This window comes from Rummeliibacillus pycnus (assembly GCF_002884495.1).
GTDB lineage: Bacteria > Bacillota > Bacilli > Bacillales_A > Planococcaceae > Rummeliibacillus > Rummeliibacillus pycnus.
Map to the genome: position 1 here is coordinate 2,074,882 of NZ_KZ614145.1, position 18,963 is coordinate 2,093,844.

The following is an 18,963-nucleotide window of genomic DNA, read 5'->3' on the forward strand; positions in this document are numbered from 1 at the left end:
CAAGTCTATTTTAAAATAGACTTGGTCTTTAAGTGTAAATTCTAAATCCAGATAATTGTTACAAACGCAAGAATCATTGTAAAGGCAACGATTACACTAGAGTACATAAAGAATTGCATAATTCCTGTACCTTTTTCGCTTAAGTGCATAAAGTAATACAATTGTAGTCCAACTTGAACACCCGCAAATAATAAAATGATTGGTATTACAAGGTAAGCTGAAAATCCAGCTTGAACTGCAGCGAATGCGATAAATGTCAAGAAAATCATGATTGCAAAGACAGTTACTTGATTACGCATCGCTTGACTTGCTTGTCGGCGAGACTGTTTGTATTCTGCTTCGCTTCTAGTTTCTACGTGTACATCATGTGACATTATTTTATCACTCCCATCAAGTAAACTACAGTGAAGATGAATACCCAGACAACATCAATAAAGTGCCAATATAAAGATGCAATGTAATACTTAGGTGCATTATAAAGGTTTAAACCACGTTTTGCATTACGCAGCATTAATAGTATAATCCAACCCAAACCAATGGCAACATGTAATCCGTGAGTACCTACTAATGTATAGAAAGAAGATCCAAATGCACTTTGAGTAAATGTAAAACCTAGGTGAACATAGTGATTAAATTCATAGATTTCAAAACCTAAGAATCCAAGACCTAAAAGAACTGTAATAGCTAACCATGCTTGCATAGCTTTAAAGTTTAAATTTTTCATGTGATAGATGGCATACACACTAGTCAATGAAGAAGTTAAAAGTAACATTGTCATAATGAATGCAAGTGGTAATTCAAATAAACTTTGAGTAGTAAATTCCATACCACTAGGTCCTTTATCTTTAAGAGCTAAGAATGTAGCAAATAAGGTAGCAAACAGAACCGTTTCACCGCCAAGGAAAATCCAAAATCCTAGAACTTTGTTTTTCCCTTCTATCGTTGATTGTTCTGGATGTGCTGGCCAAGATTGTGGGGTAAATTTAGTTTTTAAATCCATTATTTGTTACCCCCTTTTTCGTTCAATAATTCTTCTTTACTGATATGGTAACCTAAATCATCTTTTAAGGAACGATAAGCCATAGAAAGAACAGTAATTGCTAAACCAATAATTAAAAGTGCCAAAGACCATGGTTTGTCAGCATCTGGGTGATAAAGTGCACCAAAACCTGCTATAAATAAACCAACTACCATTACAAATGGAACAAAAGAATTATTTGGCATATGAATATCCGAGATAGGTTCAGCATAGGACATACCTTCTTTATTTCCTTCCATTTTTTCAATCCAATAAGTATCTAATCCACGAACAAGCGGAGTTTGTTTGAAGTTATAGTATGGTACTGGTTGTGGGATTGCCCATTCAAGAGTACGTCCGTCTCCCCATGGATCACGACCAGCTGGTTCATTTTTAATTGTAGTGATAATAACATTAAGTACTAATATTATGACACCGATTGCCATTAGGAATGCACCAATTGTCGAGATAAAGTTAAATGTATCCAACCCTTGATTTGGTAGGAAAGTAAACACACGACGTGGCATACCCATTAACCCTAAGAAATGTTGAACAAAGAATGTACAATGGAAACCTACAAAAAAGAACACAAATGTAATTTTGCCCAGTGTCTCATTTAGCATTCGGTTGAACATCAATGGCCAATAGAAATGTGTAGCTGCTAATAATGCTAATACAACACCACCTACAATAACATAGTGGAAGTGGGCTACGATGAAATACGTATCATGCAATTGATAATCGAGAGGTGCTGCTGCTTGCATAACACCTGTAACCCCACCTGCTACGAAGGATGGAATAAAACCAAGTGCATAAAGCATTGGTGTTGTAACTTTAATTGAGCCTCCCCACATTGTACACAGCCAGTTGAATACTTTCATACCAGTTGGTACAGCAATCGCCATTGTTGCAACAGCGAAAATGGCGTTTGCAGTCGCACCAAGACCTACAGTGAACATATGGTGAGCCCATACCATGAATCCAAGGAACCCAATTAAGATTGTCGCAAATACCATAGAAGAGTAACCGAATAAACGTTTTCTTGCGAATACCGGTATCACCTCTGAAAAAATACCAAAAGCCGGAAGGACCAAGATATATACTTCAGGGTGACCGAAAATCCAGAATAAATGTTCCCAGATGATTGTGTTACCACCCATAGTATGGTTAAAGAAGTTCGCTCCAAACATACGATCAAAGATCATGAAGAATAATCCAATAGTAAGTGGAGGGAATGCAAATAAAATTAAAGCACTTGCTACGAAAGTAGTCCAAGTAAGTAATGGCATACGCATAAAAGTCATACCAGGAGCACGCATATTAATAATTGTTACGATGAAGTTAATACCTGAAATTAAAGTACCTGCACCAGATATTTGTAAACCAATAGCATAAAAGTCAATACCATGACCAGGTGATGCTAAAGATAGTGATGCATAAGAAGTCCAGCCAGCATCAGGAGCTCCACCAAGGAACCATGATAAGTTTAAGAAAATACCTCCAAATAAGAATAGCCAGAAACCAAGTGAGTTTAAGAATGGGAATGCAACGTCACGCGCACCTATTTGTAATGGTACCGCTGCGTTCATAAATGCGAAAAGCAATGGCATAGCAGCTAAGAAAATCATTGTTGTACCATGCATTGTCAAAATTTCATTAAAGAGACCAGCACTTACAAAATCATTATTTGGTTTTGCAAGTTGGATACGAATGAGCATTGCTTCAATACCACCGATTACGAAGAAAAGTGTACCGGCAATAAGGTAAAGAATGGCGATTTTTTTATGGTCGACTGTTGTAATATAGTCCCAAATAGTTGCGCCAAAGCCCTTTTTCTTTGCAGTTGAGCTCACAACCTTAACCTCCTTCAAAATGATTCAAATAGAATTTTCATTATTTCTCTACAGATAGGCCCATTAAGTAGGCAGCTAAAGCATCCAGCTCTTGATCTGTGAATTTTTTACCTTTATTAATTTTTTCAGGTTGAGGCATAGTATTTCCTGGTTTAACAGATTGTGGATCATTAATCCATTTTTTTATATTTTCAGTATTATGGTCTAATACACCTGCAACACGGTTACGATCTCCAAAAGTAGCAAGGTTAGGTGCAATACCTGTTCCTTTACCTACACCAGAAGTTGCGTGACATGTGATACAACTAGTTTTAAATAACGCTTCACCTTGTTTTTCAAGATCACTTGTAGCAACATGTTTATCAGATGCTTTCATTTTTTTTACCCAATTATTGAAATCATCTCTACTTAAAGTCTTTACTTTGAAGTCCATTAATGCATGTGAAGGACCACAAAGTTCAGCACATTTACCGTAGAATACACCCGTTTCAAGATTTTTTGATTGTTTATCAAATGTTAAGTAAAATTTGTTAACGTTATCAACATTTGTATCCATTTTACCGCCGATAGAAGGAATCCAGAATGAGTGTTTTACGTCTCCTGAAGTTAGATTAAAGTAAACTTTTTCACCTGTTGGTACTACTAACTCTTGTGAAGTAACAATTCCTTCATTAGGGTATTCAAATTGCCACCAATATAATTTTGCAGTTACATTAACAGTAACAGCTTTTGCATGTCCAGCAGCATCCTTTGCATTCATCGCTTTCGTATCAGCGAGTTTATAAGTAAGAGCAACTGTTGGTACAGCAAGAATAAGAAGTAAAATAATTGGTACAGCAGTCCAAATAACTTCGAGAGTAGTACTACCTTCTACTTGCTTAGGAATTACATTTTCTCCAACTTTTTTGCGTCGGAATTTAATAATCGCAAGTACATAGATTACTACTACTACTAAGATAACGAGCGTCATAATTGCTGTTGATAAAAGCATCAGATTATGTTGTTCTTTCCCTACTTCACCTCCAGGAGATAAAGTGGATAAATAATCTTTACCACAACCTGAAAGGAAAACAATAAGTGCTGTTAGCATTGCAAAAAGACGCCACTTTTTAAGCCCTTTCATCATAGCTTAATTAAACCCCTCTTTCCTTGTTGTATTTTCATGTGTAACCAGGACTATGGTTGTCTATGTGAATTCTTATTAAGAAAGAATTCCAACGTTAGCTAAAGACAGAAAAGATAACCATTGAAACAAATAGAATGGTCATATAGTTCAATGAATAGATGAACATTTTGTTTGCCCATTTTATATCGTCTTTTGCTTTAAAACCTGTAATTGCGAGTATGAACCAACCAACATTCAATGTAGTTGCAAGAATGATAAATCCTAAACCTAGTTTCGTTAATAAAAACGGAATTGGAAATAACAGTACTATCCAAATTAGCATAGACTTTTTTGTTCTGTCAAAGCCTTTGACAACAGGTAACATTGGTATTTGTGCAGCGCGATATTCTTCAGTTCGCTTCATCGCAAGTGCATAGAAATGCGGTGGTTGCCAAGCAAACATAATGTAAAATAACGCAAACGCACTTAGTCCTAATGTTGGATTAACAGCTGACCAACCAATAACTGGAGGAATAGCTCCTGATATACTTCCTACAATTGTGTTACTTACAAATCTTCTTTTTGACCACATTGAATATAAGACGACATAGCTTATAATTCCCGCAAGTCCCCATACGCCGGCAGCAAATGATGCCATGAATAACAAAATTTCACCTACAAATAGAAGGATGAGTGCTACTGTCATTACAAATTTTGGAGTAAACCTACCAGTTGCTGTTGGTCTTGATTTTGTACGCTTCATTACAGGATCTATATCTTGATCGATATAATTATTCATCGCACCAGAACCAGCAATTATGAAAGCGGTTCCTACTAACGTGCAAAACATTATATCTAATTCCTGTAAAAAATGTATACCCGTAAATTGAAATGCTAACCAAAGCCCTGTAAAAGCGGTTATTAAATTTGAATTAACGATTCCAATTTTGATAAGTGCTAAAAAATCTTTCACAAAGGAACTTGTATCTGGCTCACTATTTCTACTGGTAGCGAATACTCGACTATTAGACATTATACCCCTCCTTTCAATTTGATAAGCATAACCTGTTAACCCTACTATAACTAAAAACAGCAAATTTTTCTAGACGAAAAATTAAAATTGATGTCGAGGCACAGAGGGAGCAGATAGCTCTAAGTCAACGTATTTATAGTAAATCATTATATCTTAGAATATTGTGAATCTTGTGAATCGAAATTATGAACAATTTGTGAAATGGTTTTCACATAATAATGACAATACTTTTTACAAGTTGTATTTTATCCATATTTTAGTTATTATCAAAATTACAGGTATCGCTAAATTGTGATTACTATATTTAAAGTAGGTGTCAATCGACTATGCAACAAAGTAAATACATGAAATGGTTTGCTGTTGCTGCAACAATTGGAATGGTGCTCATTTTGTTGGGAGGAGCTCTTGTTACAAAAACAGATAGTGGGATGGGGTGTGGTAGGAATTGGCCCGATTGTAACGGTTCCTTAATACCAAAAGAAATTACACCTGAAGTGCTAATTGAATTTTCTCATCGCGTAGTGACTGGATCCGTTTCTATTTTCATCTTCATACTATCTTTTTGGTCTTGGAGAAAACTTGGACATGTTCGTGAGGTAAAATTTCTTTCCTTTATGGCATTATTCTTTTTAATAGCACAAGCTTTAATTGGTGCTGCACAAGTGCTTTGGGGACAAGGGGACTTCATCTTAGCATTACATTTTGGTATTTCTCTTATTTCTTTTGCTGCGGTACTCTTACTAACTTTAATTATTTTTGAAGTTGATCAGAAGTTTAATGTAAACAGTGTACATATTGGCCATGCTTTAAAATGGCATACAATTGGGGTGACTATTTACTCATATCTTGTAGTATATACAGGTGCTCTTGTTCGTCATACAAATTCGAGTTTAATTTGTCCAGACTGGCCACTCTGTCACAATAATTCAGTTGGAATACCTGATAACTTTTATGAATGGGTTCAAATGGGGCATCGCCTAGCTGCGGGATTAATTTTTGTTTGGTTACTCATAATTATGGTCCATACCGTGAAATATTATAAAAATCAACGCGTTCTATATTGGGGATGGATCATAGCATTTATACTTGTATGTTTACAAGTAATAGCAGGTATGAGCGTTGTTTTAACACGCTTAAATATTATTATTGCTCTATTACACACATTATTTATTTCTCTATTATTTGGTCTGCTATGTTATATGATTCTACTTATTTCTAGGAGCAATCAAGATAACAAAATTAATTAATTGTTCATAAAAAACACGACTTTCCTTTGAAAGTCGTGTTTTTCTTTTTCCGATAAACTGCTAATCTTTTGATACACAGATTGTAGTTGCAAGCTTGTTTAAACCATATACCTAAGATTAAGATTCCATTTCAATCAGTAAATCTCCAGTAGAAATAGCATCGCCTGCATCTACAAAGATTTTTTTGATAACACCATCTTTTGGTGCTTGTACAGTTGTTTCCATTTTCATTGCTTCCGTAATTAACAAGTGTTCACCACGTTTTACTGGACTACCTGGAGAAACAACCACTTTTAATACAGTACCTGGCATTGTCGCACCAATTTGATTTGCATTAGATGAATCTGCTTTTGGTTTTCGTTCACCAGCTACTTCAACTGTCATATCTTGAATAACGATTTCACGTGGTTGTCCATTTAGTTCAAAATAAAGGACACGTGTACCATCATGTTGAGCCTCACCAATAGAAACTAGTTTTATAATAAGCGTTTTACCTTTTTCAATTTCCACTTCAATTTCTTCACCAAGTTTTAAACCATATAAGAAAGTTAGCGTATCTAAAACGGAAACATCGCCAAATTTACTATAAGTCTCCATATATTCTTCAAATACTTTTGGATATAATGCTGAAGCTAAAACTTCATGACTTGTAATAGGTCTATTATATTTGTTGAATAAAGTATCACGGATTTCTTTTAAATCTACTGGCTCTAATAATTCTCCAGGTCTAACTGTAATTGGTTCTCGATCTTTTAATACGACTTTTTGCAATTCTTCTGGGAAACCTCCAAATGGTTGACCTAAGTATCCTTGGAAGAATTCAATTACTGAGTCTGGAAAATCAATTGTTTTTCCACGTTCTAATACAGAATGCTCATCTAATTCATTTTGCACCATAAATAAAGCCATATCACCAACAACTTTAGACGATGGTGTTACTTTAACGATATCGCCAAATAGTAAGTTTACGCGAGAATACATTTTCTTAACTTCTTCCCAACGATCTCCTAGCCCTACGCCTTTTGCTTGCTGTTGCAAGTTACTATATTGGCCACCAGGCATTTCATGGACATAAATTTCCGAATGTGGACTATTCATACCACTTTCAAAATCTTTATAGTATTTACGAACATCTTCCCAGTAATATGAAAGTTTTTCTAAACCATCGATATTTGCTCGAACTTGACGTTCGCTACCTTTCATTGCATAGTACAAACTATTTGAACTTGGTTGTGAAGTTAAACCTGCCATTGAACCTAAGGCAGTATCAACGATATCTACACCTGCTTCAGCTGCTTTCGCATATAAATAAATACCGTTTCCACTCGTATCATGAGAGTGTAAGTGAATTGGTAAATCTGTTGATTCTTTTAATTCAGAGATTAATCGATAGGCTGCCTCAGGTTTCAATAAACCAGCCATATCTTTAATAGCAAGAATATGAGCTCCAGCTGCTTCTAATTCTTTTGCCATATCTTTATAGTATTTCACAGTATATTTTGCTCTTGAATCATCTAAGATATCACCTGTATAACAAATTGCTGCTTCTGCAATTTTCCCTGCGTCTCTTGCAGCATCAATTGCTACTTCCATTCCTTTAATCCAGTTTAAACTGTCGAAAATACGGAATACATCTATACCAGCATCTGCAGATTTTTGAATAAATTCTTTAATCAAATTATCAGGGTAGTTTTTATAACCAACCGCGTTTGCACCACGTAATAACATTTGGAATAAAACATTTGGTATTTGTTCACGTAGCTTAATCAATCGTTCCCATGGATCTTCTTTTAAGAAACGATATGCAACGTCAAAAGTTGCTCCTCCCCACATTTCAAGTGAGAAATAATTTTCCATAATTCGAGCAGTGTCATCTGCAATTTCATGCATATCATATGAACGAACACGTGTTGCAAGCAATGATTGATGGGCATCACGCATTGTTGTATCCGTTAATAACAAATCATCTTGTTCTCGAATCCATTTCACTAAACCTTCAGGGCCTCTTTCATCCAAAATTCGTTTGGTACCTGCAGGAATCGTTTGGAAACGTTCAATCTGAGGTTTATGTGGTTTTGGATGAATTGGCTTTTGTTTTTTCTCAATACCCGGAAAACCATTAATCGTTACATTACCAATATAGCTCAGTAACTTAGTACCACGGTCACGTGCGGGTTTGAATAAAAATAATTCAGGAGTAGAATCAATGAAACTAGTATCAAATTTTCCATCAATAAACTTAGGATGTCTTACAACATTTTCTAAGAATGGGATATTCGTTTTAATACCACGGATACGGAATTCTTGAAGATTTCGATCCATTTTCGCAGCTGCTTCTTTAAACGTATTTCCCCAAGTAGATACTTTGACCAATAAAGAATCATAGTGAGGAGATATCACCGCTCCTTGGAAACCATTACCAGCATCCAAACGAACACCAAAACCACCACTTGAACGATACACCATTAACTTTCCAGTATCCGGCATGAAATTATTTTGTGGATCTTCAGTCGTTACTCGAGATTGAATTGCAAAGCCGAAAAGTGGAATTTTAGATTGTTCAGGAATGTTAATAACTTCTCCATGTAATGTATATCCATTTGCGATATTAATCTGTGCATGGACAATATCGATACCCGTTACCATTTCTGTAATCGTATGTTCTACTTGAACGCGTGGATTAACCTCGATAAAGTAAAAATCATCGTTTGCAACTAAAAATTCTACTGTACCAGCATTAATATAATTAACATTTTTCATTAATTGAACAGCAGCATTACAAATTCTTTCACGCAATTCATGTGAAATCGAATTGGATGGAGCAATTTCAACTACCTTTTGATGACGACGCTGAATTGAACAATCACGTTCATACAAATGAACTAGATTGCCTTCTTTATCTCCTAAAATTTGTACTTCTATATGTTTTGGATGAAGGATACATTTTTCTACATACACTTCATCTGAACCAAATGCTGCCTTAGCTTCTGATTTTGCACGTTCATAAGCTTCTTGTGCTTCTTCTGTATTATGTACAACACGCATTCCGCGGCCACCACCGCCAAGAGCAGCTTTAATCATTAATGGATATTGATGTTCTTCACCAAAAGCTAAAACTTCTTCTAGAGATTCAACAGGACCATCTGTTCCAGGAATAACTGGTATACCAGCTGCAACAGCTTGTTCTCTAGCCTTTACTTTATCTCCAAACATATCTAAATGTTTAGATGTAGGCCCGATGAAAATAATCCCTTCTTCTTCGCAGCGTTTAGCAAACTCTAAATTTTCTGATAAAAAACCATAGCCAGGGTGAATAGCATCTGCTCCTGACTCTTTTGCGATTTTTAAAATTCCTTCAATATCTAGGTATGCATCAATTGGTTTCTTGCCATCCCCAACAAGATAAGCTTCATCCGCTTTATAACGGTGAAATGAACCGCTATCTTCCCTTGAATATATTGCCACTGTGTGAATGTTTAATTCTGTACAAGCTCGAAAAACACGAATTGCAATTTCGCCACGGTTGGCGACTAGAATTTTATTAATCGACATGAAGATCCCCCTAATCCTATTGACTCTCTTTTTTTACAATCATGGAGACATTTGCTAATATCCCCATAGCTAAAGATAACAGAATTATCGATGTTCCGCCATAACTAATAAACGGAAGTGGTACACCCGTTAATGGAATAATACCACTTAAACCTCCTACATTGACGAAAGTTTGAATACCAATCCAACTGCCTATTCCTGCAGCAATCATACGTGCCATTGGATCTTTTGCTTTAATCGCAATACGCATTGCCTTGTATACGATGTAGCCCAGACCAAATAATACAATTGCTACCCCAAATGTTCCTAACTCTTCTGAAATAATCGCCAAGATAAAGTCTGTTTGTGGTTCAGGTAAATAGCCCATTTTCTGTACAGATTGTCCTAATCCTAATCCTTTAACGCCACCTGAGCCAATTGCATAATAACCATTTACAATCTGATATCCAAAAGCATCAGAGTCTTTAAATGGATCGAGATATGCTCTTAATCTTCCCATTCGACGTACAGTAAAGAATGAATCTTTGAAAATAAACAGACCGATTAAACCGACAACTGCTAAACCTATTAACCAACCAATAATCTTACTAAAAGTAGAGAATTTCATACCACTAGCAGCCATAACGGATAATACAATCATTGTTATTAGACCAATTGCCCCTAAATCCGGCTCTAATCCTATGAATAGAATAGCCGCACCAAAAACCAATAACGGAGGCATTATTGACTCATTAATTATATCTAATTTTCCAGTTTCTCTTTTCTTTGCAAAGAAAGCTGCAAAATAAAGTATCATTCCTAACTTAGTAAGTTCAGAAGGTTGTAAATTTGCAAATCCAAAATTCAACCAACTTTTTGCACCAGAATTATCTGGACTATAACCAAACAAAAAAACAGACATTAACAAAATAAGCATGGTTGCAATAATCAACATCATCATTTTTCGATCTTTATAACGTTTGTAAGGAATTATAAAACCTATTAAAAAGGCGACAGCTGCAACAGTCAAATTCATCAGTTGCTTTTTATAAAAGAAATCTGGTGTTGTTTGTAATGTGTGAACAGCCCAAAACATACTTGCGCTATAAATCATGACCAATCCAAACACGCATAATAAAACATATGTAAAAAACAAAGGGTAGTCAAAATACTTCGCATATTTTTTTAAATAAGTTTTCATTCTTTTACCTCATATTCTTATCTAGCAAAAAAACCCAAACAGCAGGTGTTTGAGTTTTTTACTTATTTCTCAGTGAATGCATCATGCAATGCAGACAACTCTTTTTCCAGTGAATCGAGAATTTGTCTTCCCTTTTCACGTTCAAGCAAACCTAGTTTAACTGCAAAGTCGATTTCTCGAGATAAACCAAACATTTGCGTATCTAAAACTTCTTCGTACAATGGACATTGTGGCATTGTCAAATGTTCCATTTGTACCCTAATTAATTTTGCTATTTTATCCGCATCGGCAATTAGGAGTTCCAATGCTTTCTCCTGATACGAACTTTGTGATTTTGTATCCATGAGGACGCCCCCATTACCTGATATTTCTTCAACTCTATCTTAATAAAGTTTATCTTTTGCAAAGAAAAAATGCAAGCATCTATATTTCAAATTGAGAATCATAATATTATTTATTTCTATCTGCTCATAAAAAGCGTTATACTTAAAGATGGAATGGAACATCGAAGGAGGAAAATCTATGGAATCCATCATTCAAATTAAAGGTGCAGTCAACTTTCAAATTACATTAGATTCTACAGTTTGGATTTTTGATGACCGCAAGCTAGATTTAGAAACATATTTCATCGAAAAGCCTAAAGAGGTAGATCCTGATGAAGAATATATCGAAAAAGCTGGAAAATTCTGGTCCCGTGAAATTATGGAGGGGGCTACTTTCCCGCCAACTTTAAAAACTGAACGAAAATTTGATCGAAAAAAAATGATGACTGGTACTTTCGGTATAAAAGTTGAACCTTTCATTCATAACGCTGAACCAAAAGAAGAAGCAACAGCTGTTGTATTTGAAACAAAAGAAGGTACAAAACATCGTTTTAACATTGAAGAGGCTAAAACACTTATTTTCCAATTTAGTAAAGACGGTAAGATGCTAAATGATGACGGCCCTGTCTACTTATTATTTGGAGATGGTTCCAACTACGATCATCCTATAAAGGGAATCGTAGGCGTGGAAGTAGAATAAGGAGGAAAATTAAATGCGAGTTAAATGCGTAATCTGTGATACTCTTAGCGAAATTCCTGATTTCTCACCAGTAGCTAAGAAATTACGCAATCGTCCTATTCACACCTATATGTGTCCAACTTGCCACGAACGAATTACAGAAAAAACAAACGCAAGACTTGCAACCGGAAAATTTCGTTTTATCCGTAAGGCAATTCAACAAGATGAAGAGTTTTAACATTTTACAGAGCATTCATACGAATGCTCTGTTTTGTTTATTTTTTCACAAAAAAAAAGAAGTTGTCCTATAGGGACAACTTCTTTTTATGAAGCTGCTTCTCTTTTCTTATCTCTACGCAAACGAACTTTATAGATGATTAATACTAAAGCTGCAACTATTAATCCTTCAACCATTGGTAAGAAGAATGCTAAAAAGGTTAAGATAATACACCCTAAAAACAAGAATACATAAATTACAGCTGTTTGCCATTTTTTTAATGCGGCTCTTGCAAATCCAAGATGATACACAATTGCAGTTAATACGAAGATAACAGCTAATAGAATATAACCTGCTACCGAATAACTTGGTGAATTTTCGTATATATAACGTGCAACACCAGACATACGATTAAATACTTGATCATGTCCATCTGTAGAAGTAGATGTAGCGACTTGCATAAAATTCAGTTTGAAAGTTAAACCGGACTTAAACAAGATATCTCCCTTCCTCTCGACTAGCGAAAATAATAATTAATTATTCAGCGCTACGTACTTTTTTAGCAGCTTTTTCACGTTCGTTTTTGTTAAGAATTTGTTTACGAAGACGAATAGACTCTGGTGTTACTTCTAGGTATTCATCATCGTCCAAGAATTCTAATGCTTCCTCAAGAGTTAAAATACGAGGTGTTTTAATAACGTTTGTTTGGTCTTTTGTTGCTGAACGTACGTTAGTTTTTTGTTTCATCTTAGTGATATTAACTGTAATGTCGTTATCACGAGAGTTTTGGCCAACGATCATACCTTCGTAAATTTCAGTACCTGGCTCAACAAAAAGAACACCACGGTCTTCTACTTGCATCATACCATAAGTTGTAGACTTACCAGTTTCCATTGATACAAGTGCACCATTACGACGACCACCTACACGTCCAGATGCAACTGGTTGGTAGGAATCAAATGTATGGTTAATAATACCGAAACCTTTAGTTAGAGACATAAATTCTGTTGTATATCCAATTAAACCTCGAGCAGGTACCATGAAGATTAAACGAACTTGTCCATTACCTTCATTAATCATATCTTGCATTTCACCTTTACGATCTCCAAGTGATTCAATAATAGAACCTACAGAATCTTCTGGTACATCGATTTGAACACGTTCAACTGGTTCACATTTCACACCATCAATTTCTTTAATGATTACTTTTGGTTTTGATACTTGTAGTTCGTAACCTTCACGGCGCATGTTTTCAACAAGGATTGATAAGTGAAGTTCACCACGTCCTGAGACAGTCCATGCATCTGGAGAATCTGTTGGTTCTACACGTAAAGAAACATCCGTTTGTAATTGAGAATTTAGACGTTCTTCAATTTTACGAGCCGTAACCCATTTACCTTCGCGACCAGCAAATGGAGAATTATTTACTAAGAAAGTCATTTGAAGAGTTGGTTCATCAATACGCATTGGAGGTAGTGGATCCAGGTGATCTTGTGGACATACAGTTTCACCTACGTTAATTTCTTCCATACCAGAAACAGCGATTAAATCACCAGCATATGCTTCTTGAATTTCTTCACGTTTCAAGCCAAAGAAACCAAAGATTTTAGTAACACGGAAGTTCTTCACAGTACCATCAAGTTTTGCTAGAGATACTGATTGACCTACAGCGATTGTACCGCGGAAAACACGACCAATACCGATACGACCTACGAAGTCATTGTAATCTAGTAATGCAACTTGGAATTGAAGAGGTTCTTCGCGAGTATCCGCTGGTGCTGGAATGTGACGAATAATTTCTTCAAATAAGCATTTCATATCAGGTTCTTGTTTAGCTGGGTCTGGATCTAATGAAGCAGTACCGTTAACACCTGAAGCATAAACGACTGGGAATTCTAATTGATCTTCATCTGCACCTAATTCAATCAATAAGTCTAAAACTTCATCAACAACTTCTTCAGGACGAGCTGAATCTTTGTCGACTTTGTTTACAACTACGATTGGCGTTAATTTTTGTTCTAAAGCTTTTTTAAGAACGAAACGAGTTTGAGGCATACAACCTTCGTAAGCATCTACTACAAGTAGAACACCATCTACCATTTTCAAGATACGTTCAACTTCACCACCAAAATCAGCATGTCCTGGTGTATCCAAGATGTTAATTTTAGTATCTCCATAGTGAACAGCAGTGTTTTTAGCTAAGATTGTAATACCACGTTCACGTTCAATATCGTTAGAGTCCATTGCACGTTCTTCAACATGTTCGTTTGAACGGAATGTACCAGATTGTTTTAATAATTGGTCGACTAAAGTTGTTTTACCATGGTCGACGTGGGCAATAATTGCTATATTTCTGAGATCTTCTCTTAAATTTGTCATTGTTCCACTCCACATTCTTTTTTCGAGTCCATAACTGTGCTATTATAACATAAAAAATAGATTTATGTCTTATATTAGCTTGTCTTTTTTAATTTTTTTAATTTATTTAAGTTAAAAACTTGCTAATCTTAGTATTTCGTTTGACAATATAATTATAATACTTTTTTGGAGGATTGTTATGAATAAAGCAAAAATCGTCATGGCTATCTTTGCACTTGCAGGGATTTTAGCTATGTGTTCTATTGGATATGCAATAGCTATAGGTAGCATTTCAGGTATTATCGGAGGGATTGTAGCAGTGTGTGTTGTTTTTGGTTTAGCCTTTAAAACAAAACGCCAATTCCGAGATCAAGGTTTATTATAAAATCAAACTTTTTTCAATGGGGTTTTTTTATTCCCCCTTATCTTCTTTGCTTTTCTATCAATCTTGAGATAGGTTCATACTGTCCATTAATAGCGATTTAGCATTAACAGTAGTTGTCTACATTAACAACTACTTGATTAACAACTACTTGGACTTACCTTCTCGGCCGAAAACATCCTTTCAGTTTTCGGTTGTAGAGATAATGTGCGAAGATAGATATAAGAAAAGGGATTGTCTTCAAAAGTTGGGTTTCTTCAACTTCAAGGACAATCCCTTATTTATTGATCTTCGTGTTTTAATTGAACATAATCTTCAACAATTTCACTATGTATCGCAGGATTAGCCACGATAAACGTATCTTGTTTTAATAAGTTTATAGGTCTATTTCTTAAATTACTGGCGATTGCCCCTACCTCTTTCGCAATTACTACACCACCAGCAATGTCCCATGGAGATAATCTCATAGAAATATAGGCATCCATTCTCCCACAAGCAACAGAGGCTATTTCTAAAGCAGCTGAACCATAGGATCTTGTACCACGTACTGTACGAACAAGATCAATCATCCGTTCATGCTCAATTCTTTTATTTGGCGTCACCCAAAGTGCATTCAGTCCGATTATTGCTTTATCTAAAGAAATTGACTCCAGAGGTTTTAATGGAATTTCATTCATAAAAGCTCCTTGCCCCTCTTTTGCATAATATAACTGATTCCTCATAACATCATAGATATATCCCAGTTTTCCTATACCATTAACATAAACACCAATTGAAATGGCAAAATTCCGATGTTGCCGAATAAAATTCATCGTTCCATCAATTGGATCGATTATCCATACAACTCCATCAAGTGAATCAATCTTTTCTCCCATCCCCTCTTCTCCCAAAATTTTATGTGACGGATCAAATGCTGTAATTTTTTCAATGAAAAATAATTCTGTTTCGCGATCAATATTTGTTACTAAATCATTTGCATTGGCTTTCGTCTCAATTTTCCACTTTTCAGAAAAAGATTTTCGGATACGTTCCCCAGCTTCCATTATGATGGCCTTTGCAAATTCGTGAACTTCAGTAATCTGCATAATTTCCTCACCTTTCTTTGAAAAAACAAAGTGCATTTCATTTTTTGTATATTATACCAAAAAAAACACCTGCTTCTCATAATGATCAGCAAGTGTCACCTTAAATTTTTTGTGCTATATCTAGGCGAATGCATGGAATGCCTCCAGTTCCATATGAATTTCAGCCAATCTCGCTTTACTTTGAGTAATTTGCTCAGTATCATTCAATTGCATCGCATCAAATAGTGTAGCTAATTCATAATCAACTTCTAACTGAAGTCCTTTTATATACTGCTTTTCAAAATCCACTTTACGAATAATATGAACGACTTGTTTCATGCTGATCAGCTCCTTTAATTTTGAGGTATAAATGGTGAGAAAATTGAATTTTCTGACCACTTTCTACATTATATTCACTACACGAAGAATGGTAAGTCCTTCTACAAGATTTTTTCCCACTTTTCAAATAAAATAAACATAAAGTTAAAAAAGGAGAGAAAAAAATTGACAGTGAAATGGACAAACAAAGACTTTGATGTCTTCACAACACCTGGACTTGAACAACGTATGACAGCACTCATTGAAAATGTACGTCCTAAATTTGAAGAACTCGGAACAACATTTAGTACATACTTTTCTATGAAAATCGGTGAAGAATTTTACCCTCACGTGGCCAAACATGCAAGACGTAAAGTAAATCCACCAATCGATAGCTGGGTAGCGTTTGCTACAAATAAACGAGGATATAAAGCCCTTCCCCACTTCGAAATTGGACTTTTTAAATCGCATATTTTTATTCTTCTATGTGCTATTTATGAAGCACCCACAAAAAAAGAAATTGCTAATAATCTGTTGAAAAATATAAATTTTTTCAATAAGCTCCCCAAAACTTTTAATATTACAGGCAATCATTTTGATCCAAATGGGATTCCTTTAGAAGAGGCCATTAAAGATGGGACGCTTGAGAAACTTTTAATTCGCTTACGTGATATTAAAAAAGGTGAGTTTATGATTGGACTTCGATTACCAAAAGAAGAAGCAGTTAAACTTTCCACTAAAGAGTTTGAGAAGGTAGTCGAAGATACCTTTGATGCATTAATTCCTCTTTATAATATTATGGTATCAAAACATTAATAGTGTAAAAGCAATCGGTTGATTCTCAACTATTGAGTAAACCGATTGCTTTTTAATTATCTTTTCCCTCTGCTAATCCCTTTAATAATTGTACCATTCGGGCTTGTTTTCGTTTGTTTAACAATGTCGTAACTAACATATCCGCTTTCTTCTTCAAATTCTCGGAAAATGGTTTTCTCTTCTGACATTGAAGGTACAATTTCTTTGAAACGGCGGTATTTTGACAGAACTTCTTCACGTTTTACGCCTTTTTCGTATGCCTTTTCAATAGTTTGAAAAAATGCAATCACATCAACTATTTCATCTGTAGACCAATCGATTGAAAATGGATATGAGTATTCCATATGACTACCTACTTTCATCATGCTATAAATCAAAGTGTCTCACAATATTATTTTAAACTCTATTATAAATCGACTGCAACTTTTCTTGTCTGATAATAGTATATTCCCTGGGAAATGACTTTATTCTATAAAAATATAGTTACAAATATTGGTAAGACGATAGCGCCTATAACAGCCGTCATTGTCATTGATACAGATCCCATGGACAAGGTTTGTTCTCCATACTCTGTGAGCTTTCCGATTCCTATTCCATGAGCGCTACTCCCCATTGCAACTCCTCTTGCAATCTCGGTGTCAATTTTGCAAATTTTGTAGAGAAAAGGTCCTAATATTGCACCAATCATTCCTGTAATAATGACAAACACTGCTGCTAGTGTGGGATTACCGCCTACAGCACTACTAATCTGCATTGCAACTGGAGATGTTATTGATTTTGGAATCAATGTTCTCATATACACACTTTCGATCCGAAATAAACCTGCAAGTGACAATACACTACCAATACCCGCTATCATTGCTACTGCAATACCAGTTAGGATTGCCTTATAATTCTTTTTAATTAATTCTCTTTGTCTATATAACGGTAAAGCTAGACTTACCACGGCCGGTCCTAGTAGCCGATCAATCCATTGACCTCCAATCATATACGTTTTATAGGGGATATCAAAGAGTAATAATACACCTACGATTATGATTGCACTTGTAAACACAGGGAAGAGAACTGGATGGTAATAACGTTCATATACTTTTTTCATTAAAAAAAACACAACCACAGTAAACAGACATATTATTATTGCAACCATATTAAGCCTCCCCTTTTTGCTCCATATTTTTAATGTGATTTTTTCTTAATCTTAGATTTTCTACTTCTTCATTTTGTTGTTCTTGATGATTTTCTACCAATTGAGTTGCTTTTCCTGATAAAATGATTGATATAACAGTACTCACCAAAATAATTGCCATAATCATGAATCCTTGCCATGATATTAGCTCTGAATAATTAATAATTCCAACGGTAACTGGTATAAAAAATAAAGTCATATATGATAGTAAGATCTCAGCTCCACTTGCAATCCAATGTTCGGGAATAATTTTCATTATTAATAACGTAAGTAAAATAAGTAGCCCAATGATACTTCCTGGAAATTTAATATGTAATATCGCCATTAACCACTTACCGAATTCAGATAATAGATATAAAACTACAATTTGCCCTATTATTCTCAAAGACCTCAACCCTAGTTGTTGCATAACAGAACACCCCTTTTGTTTGTTAATATATAACAATTTATCAAAATCTTCTGAATTTGTCTACAACAAGATTAAGTATTCTCTGCCTTCACCTTTATTTTCTTCAACTATTTATTCTATTCAAAGGGTAAGATAAACTGCACCAATTACCACTATTTCTGTCGAAAACTGAACTAAATCATTTTCTCAGGATACGATATATCCATAGGTTGATATAACAGTT

Annotated in this window: 20 protein-coding genes; 5 read left to right on the forward strand and 15 right to left on the reverse strand. The window is 35.1% G+C overall.

From position 1 onward, the window contains the following. Window positions 1–41 precede the first annotated feature (41 nt). The 5 genes from CEF14_RS10320 to cyoE form a co-directional block, all read right to left on the reverse strand. Entirely contained in the window at window positions 42–374 is a 333-nt protein-coding gene (locus CEF14_RS10320) for a cytochrome C oxidase subunit IV family protein (RefSeq protein ID WP_102692780.1), read from the reverse strand. Further along, window positions 374–1,000, reverse strand: coding sequence for a cytochrome (ubi)quinol oxidase subunit III (locus tag CEF14_RS10325; RefSeq protein ID WP_102692781.1), 627 nt, complete (start codon window positions 998–1,000; stop codon window positions 374–376). Before CEF14_RS10325 ends, CEF14_RS10320 begins: the two co-directional genes overlap by 1 nt. After that, window positions 1,000–2,871: a cytochrome c oxidase subunit I gene (gene ctaD, locus CEF14_RS10330; protein ID WP_102692782.1), complete on the reverse strand. Its 1,872-nt coding sequence runs from the start codon at window positions 2,869–2,871 to the stop codon at window positions 1,000–1,002. The genes CEF14_RS10325 and ctaD overlap by 1 nt, the downstream gene beginning before the upstream one ends. A 40-nt stretch (window positions 2,872–2,911) precedes the next feature. Then, the gene (gene coxB / locus CEF14_RS10335; protein WP_102692783.1) at window positions 2,912–3,997 is read right to left on the reverse strand and encodes a cytochrome c oxidase subunit II; all 1,086 of its coding nucleotides are present in this window, start codon (window positions 3,995–3,997) and stop codon (window positions 2,912–2,914) included. A gap of 94 nt (window positions 3,998–4,091) precedes the next feature. After that, the gene (gene cyoE, locus CEF14_RS10340; protein WP_102692784.1) at window positions 4,092–5,009 is read right to left on the reverse strand and encodes a heme o synthase; all 918 of its coding nucleotides are present in this window, start codon (window positions 5,007–5,009) and stop codon (window positions 4,092–4,094) included. 326 nt (window positions 5,010–5,335) lie between these two features. Here cyoE and CEF14_RS10345 point away from each other — a divergent pair, with 326 nt between their 5' ends. Next, window positions 5,336–6,256, forward strand: a complete 921-nt coding sequence (locus tag CEF14_RS10345) for a COX15/CtaA family protein (RefSeq protein ID WP_102692785.1) — start codon at window positions 5,336–5,338, stop codon at window positions 6,254–6,256. Between the two features lie 117 nt (window positions 6,257–6,373). On the opposite strand, the gene pyc is transcribed toward CEF14_RS10345, so the two are convergent. From pyc to CEF14_RS10360, 3 genes are all read right to left on the reverse strand, one after another. Then, window positions 6,374–9,808, reverse strand: coding sequence for a pyruvate carboxylase (pyc, locus tag CEF14_RS10350; protein WP_102692786.1), 3,435 nt, complete (start codon window positions 9,806–9,808; stop codon window positions 6,374–6,376). 16 nt (window positions 9,809–9,824) lie between these two features. After that, a complete protein-coding gene (locus CEF14_RS10355) occupies window positions 9,825–10,988 on the reverse strand; it encodes an FtsW/RodA/SpoVE family cell cycle protein (RefSeq protein ID WP_102692787.1) in 1,164 nt (387 codons plus the stop codon). Between the two features lie 62 nt (window positions 10,989–11,050). Beyond that, window positions 11,051–11,332, reverse strand: coding sequence for an Fpa/YlaN family protein (locus CEF14_RS10360; RefSeq protein ID WP_102692788.1), 282 nt, complete (start codon window positions 11,330–11,332; stop codon window positions 11,051–11,053). 178 nt (window positions 11,333–11,510) lie between these two features. Between CEF14_RS10360 and CEF14_RS10365 the strand changes: the two genes are divergently transcribed. Together CEF14_RS10365 and CEF14_RS10370 are read left to right on the forward strand one after the other, a co-directional pair. Beyond that, the gene (locus CEF14_RS10365) at window positions 11,511–12,011 is read left to right on the forward strand and encodes a hypothetical protein (RefSeq protein WP_102692789.1); all 501 of its coding nucleotides are present in this window, start codon (window positions 11,511–11,513) and stop codon (window positions 12,009–12,011) included. Between the two features lie 13 nt (window positions 12,012–12,024). Next, window positions 12,025–12,228: a YlaI family protein gene (locus CEF14_RS10370; RefSeq protein WP_102692790.1), complete on the forward strand. Its 204-nt coding sequence runs from the start codon at window positions 12,025–12,027 to the stop codon at window positions 12,226–12,228. A gap of 86 nt (window positions 12,229–12,314) precedes the next feature. Here the strand turns inward: CEF14_RS10370 and CEF14_RS10375 are convergent, their stop codons facing one another. Continuing rightward, a complete protein-coding gene (locus CEF14_RS10375; protein ID WP_245890263.1) occupies window positions 12,315–12,707 on the reverse strand; it encodes a YlaH-like family protein in 393 nt (130 codons plus the stop codon). A 37-nt stretch (window positions 12,708–12,744) separates the two neighbouring features. Then, a complete protein-coding gene (gene typA / locus CEF14_RS10380; RefSeq protein ID WP_102692791.1) occupies window positions 12,745–14,586 on the reverse strand; it encodes a translational GTPase TypA in 1,842 nt (613 codons plus the stop codon). Window positions 14,587–14,764: 178 nt separating this feature from the next. Here typA and CEF14_RS10385 point away from each other — a divergent pair, with 178 nt between their 5' ends. Continuing rightward, window positions 14,765–14,950, forward strand: a complete 186-nt coding sequence (locus CEF14_RS10385) for a DUF5325 family protein (protein WP_102692792.1) — start codon at window positions 14,765–14,767, stop codon at window positions 14,948–14,950. 278 nt (window positions 14,951–15,228) lie between these two features. Here the strand turns inward: CEF14_RS10385 and CEF14_RS10390 are convergent, their stop codons facing one another. Both CEF14_RS10390 and CEF14_RS10395 read right to left on the reverse strand, forming a co-directional pair. Next, window positions 15,229–16,032, reverse strand: a complete 804-nt coding sequence (locus CEF14_RS10390) for an inositol monophosphatase family protein (RefSeq protein ID WP_102692793.1) — start codon at window positions 16,030–16,032, stop codon at window positions 15,229–15,231. Window positions 16,033–16,152: 120 nt separating this feature from the next. Further along, a complete protein-coding gene (locus tag CEF14_RS10395; protein ID WP_102692794.1) occupies window positions 16,153–16,350 on the reverse strand; it encodes a hypothetical protein in 198 nt (65 codons plus the stop codon). Between the two features lie 165 nt (window positions 16,351–16,515). Between CEF14_RS10395 and CEF14_RS10400 the strand changes: the two genes are divergently transcribed. After that, complete coding sequence (locus CEF14_RS10400) at window positions 16,516–17,145, forward strand: YktB family protein (RefSeq protein WP_102692795.1); 630 nt, start codon at window positions 16,516–16,518, stop codon at window positions 17,143–17,145. Between the two features lie 56 nt (window positions 17,146–17,201). On the opposite strand, the gene CEF14_RS10405 is transcribed toward CEF14_RS10400, so the two are convergent. The 3 genes from CEF14_RS10405 to CEF14_RS10415 form a co-directional block, all read right to left on the reverse strand. Then, window positions 17,202–17,489, reverse strand: coding sequence for a UPF0223 family protein (locus tag CEF14_RS10405; protein ID WP_102692796.1), 288 nt, complete (start codon window positions 17,487–17,489; stop codon window positions 17,202–17,204). 125 nt (window positions 17,490–17,614) lie between these two features. Beyond that, window positions 17,615–18,292: an LrgB family protein gene (locus tag CEF14_RS10410; protein ID WP_102692797.1), complete on the reverse strand. Its 678-nt coding sequence runs from the start codon at window positions 18,290–18,292 to the stop codon at window positions 17,615–17,617. Between the two features lies 1 nt (window position 18,293). Then, window positions 18,294–18,740, reverse strand: coding sequence for a CidA/LrgA family protein (locus tag CEF14_RS10415; RefSeq protein WP_102692798.1), 447 nt, complete (start codon window positions 18,738–18,740; stop codon window positions 18,294–18,296). Between the last annotated feature and the right edge of the window lie 223 nt (window positions 18,741–18,963).

What these genes read in the sequence shown, in the direction of transcription:
- CEF14_RS10320 (WP_102692780.1), bottom strand. Translation starts at nt 374, where the DNA reads ATGTCACATGATGTACACGTAGAAACTAGAAGCGAAGCAGAATACAAA.
- CEF14_RS10325 (WP_102692781.1), bottom strand. Translation starts at nt 1,000, where the DNA reads ATGGATTTAAAAACTAAATTTACCCCACAATCTTGGCCAGCACATCCA.
- coxB (WP_102692783.1), bottom strand. Translation starts at nt 3,997, where the DNA reads ATGATGAAAGGGCTTAAAAAGTGGCGTCTTTTTGCAATGCTAACAGCA.
- cyoE (WP_102692784.1), bottom strand. Translation starts at nt 5,009, where the DNA reads ATGTCTAATAGTCGAGTATTCGCTACCAGTAGAAATAGTGAGCCAGAT.
- CEF14_RS10345 (WP_102692785.1), top strand. Translation starts at nt 5,336, where the DNA reads ATGCAACAAAGTAAATACATGAAATGGTTTGCTGTTGCTGCAACAATT.
- pyc (WP_102692786.1), bottom strand. Translation starts at nt 9,808, where the DNA reads ATGTCGATTAATAAAATTCTAGTCGCCAACCGTGGCGAAATTGCAATT.
- CEF14_RS10355 (WP_102692787.1), bottom strand. Translation starts at nt 10,988, where the DNA reads ATGAAAACTTATTTAAAAAAATATGCGAAGTATTTTGACTACCCTTTG.
- CEF14_RS10360 (WP_102692788.1), bottom strand. Translation starts at nt 11,332, where the DNA reads ATGGATACAAAATCACAAAGTTCGTATCAGGAGAAAGCATTGGAACTC.
- CEF14_RS10365 (WP_102692789.1), top strand. Translation starts at nt 11,511, where the DNA reads ATGGAATCCATCATTCAAATTAAAGGTGCAGTCAACTTTCAAATTACA.
- CEF14_RS10370 (WP_102692790.1), top strand. Translation starts at nt 12,025, where the DNA reads ATGCGAGTTAAATGCGTAATCTGTGATACTCTTAGCGAAATTCCTGAT.
- typA (WP_102692791.1), bottom strand. Translation starts at nt 14,586, where the DNA reads ATGACAAATTTAAGAGAAGATCTCAGAAATATAGCAATTATTGCCCAC.
- CEF14_RS10385 (WP_102692792.1), top strand. Translation starts at nt 14,765, where the DNA reads ATGAATAAAGCAAAAATCGTCATGGCTATCTTTGCACTTGCAGGGATT.
- CEF14_RS10390 (WP_102692793.1), bottom strand. Translation starts at nt 16,032, where the DNA reads ATGCAGATTACTGAAGTTCACGAATTTGCAAAGGCCATCATAATGGAA.
- CEF14_RS10395 (WP_102692794.1), bottom strand. Translation starts at nt 16,350, where the DNA reads ATGAAACAAGTCGTTCATATTATTCGTAAAGTGGATTTTGAAAAGCAG.
- CEF14_RS10405 (WP_102692796.1), bottom strand. Translation starts at nt 17,489, where the DNA reads ATGGAATACTCATATCCATTTTCAATCGATTGGTCTACAGATGAAATA.
- CEF14_RS10410 (WP_102692797.1), bottom strand. Translation starts at nt 18,292, where the DNA reads ATGGTTGCAATAATAATATGTCTGTTTACTGTGGTTGTGTTTTTTTTA.
- CEF14_RS10415 (WP_102692798.1), bottom strand. Translation starts at nt 18,740, where the DNA reads ATGCAACAACTAGGGTTGAGGTCTTTGAGAATAATAGGGCAAATTGTA.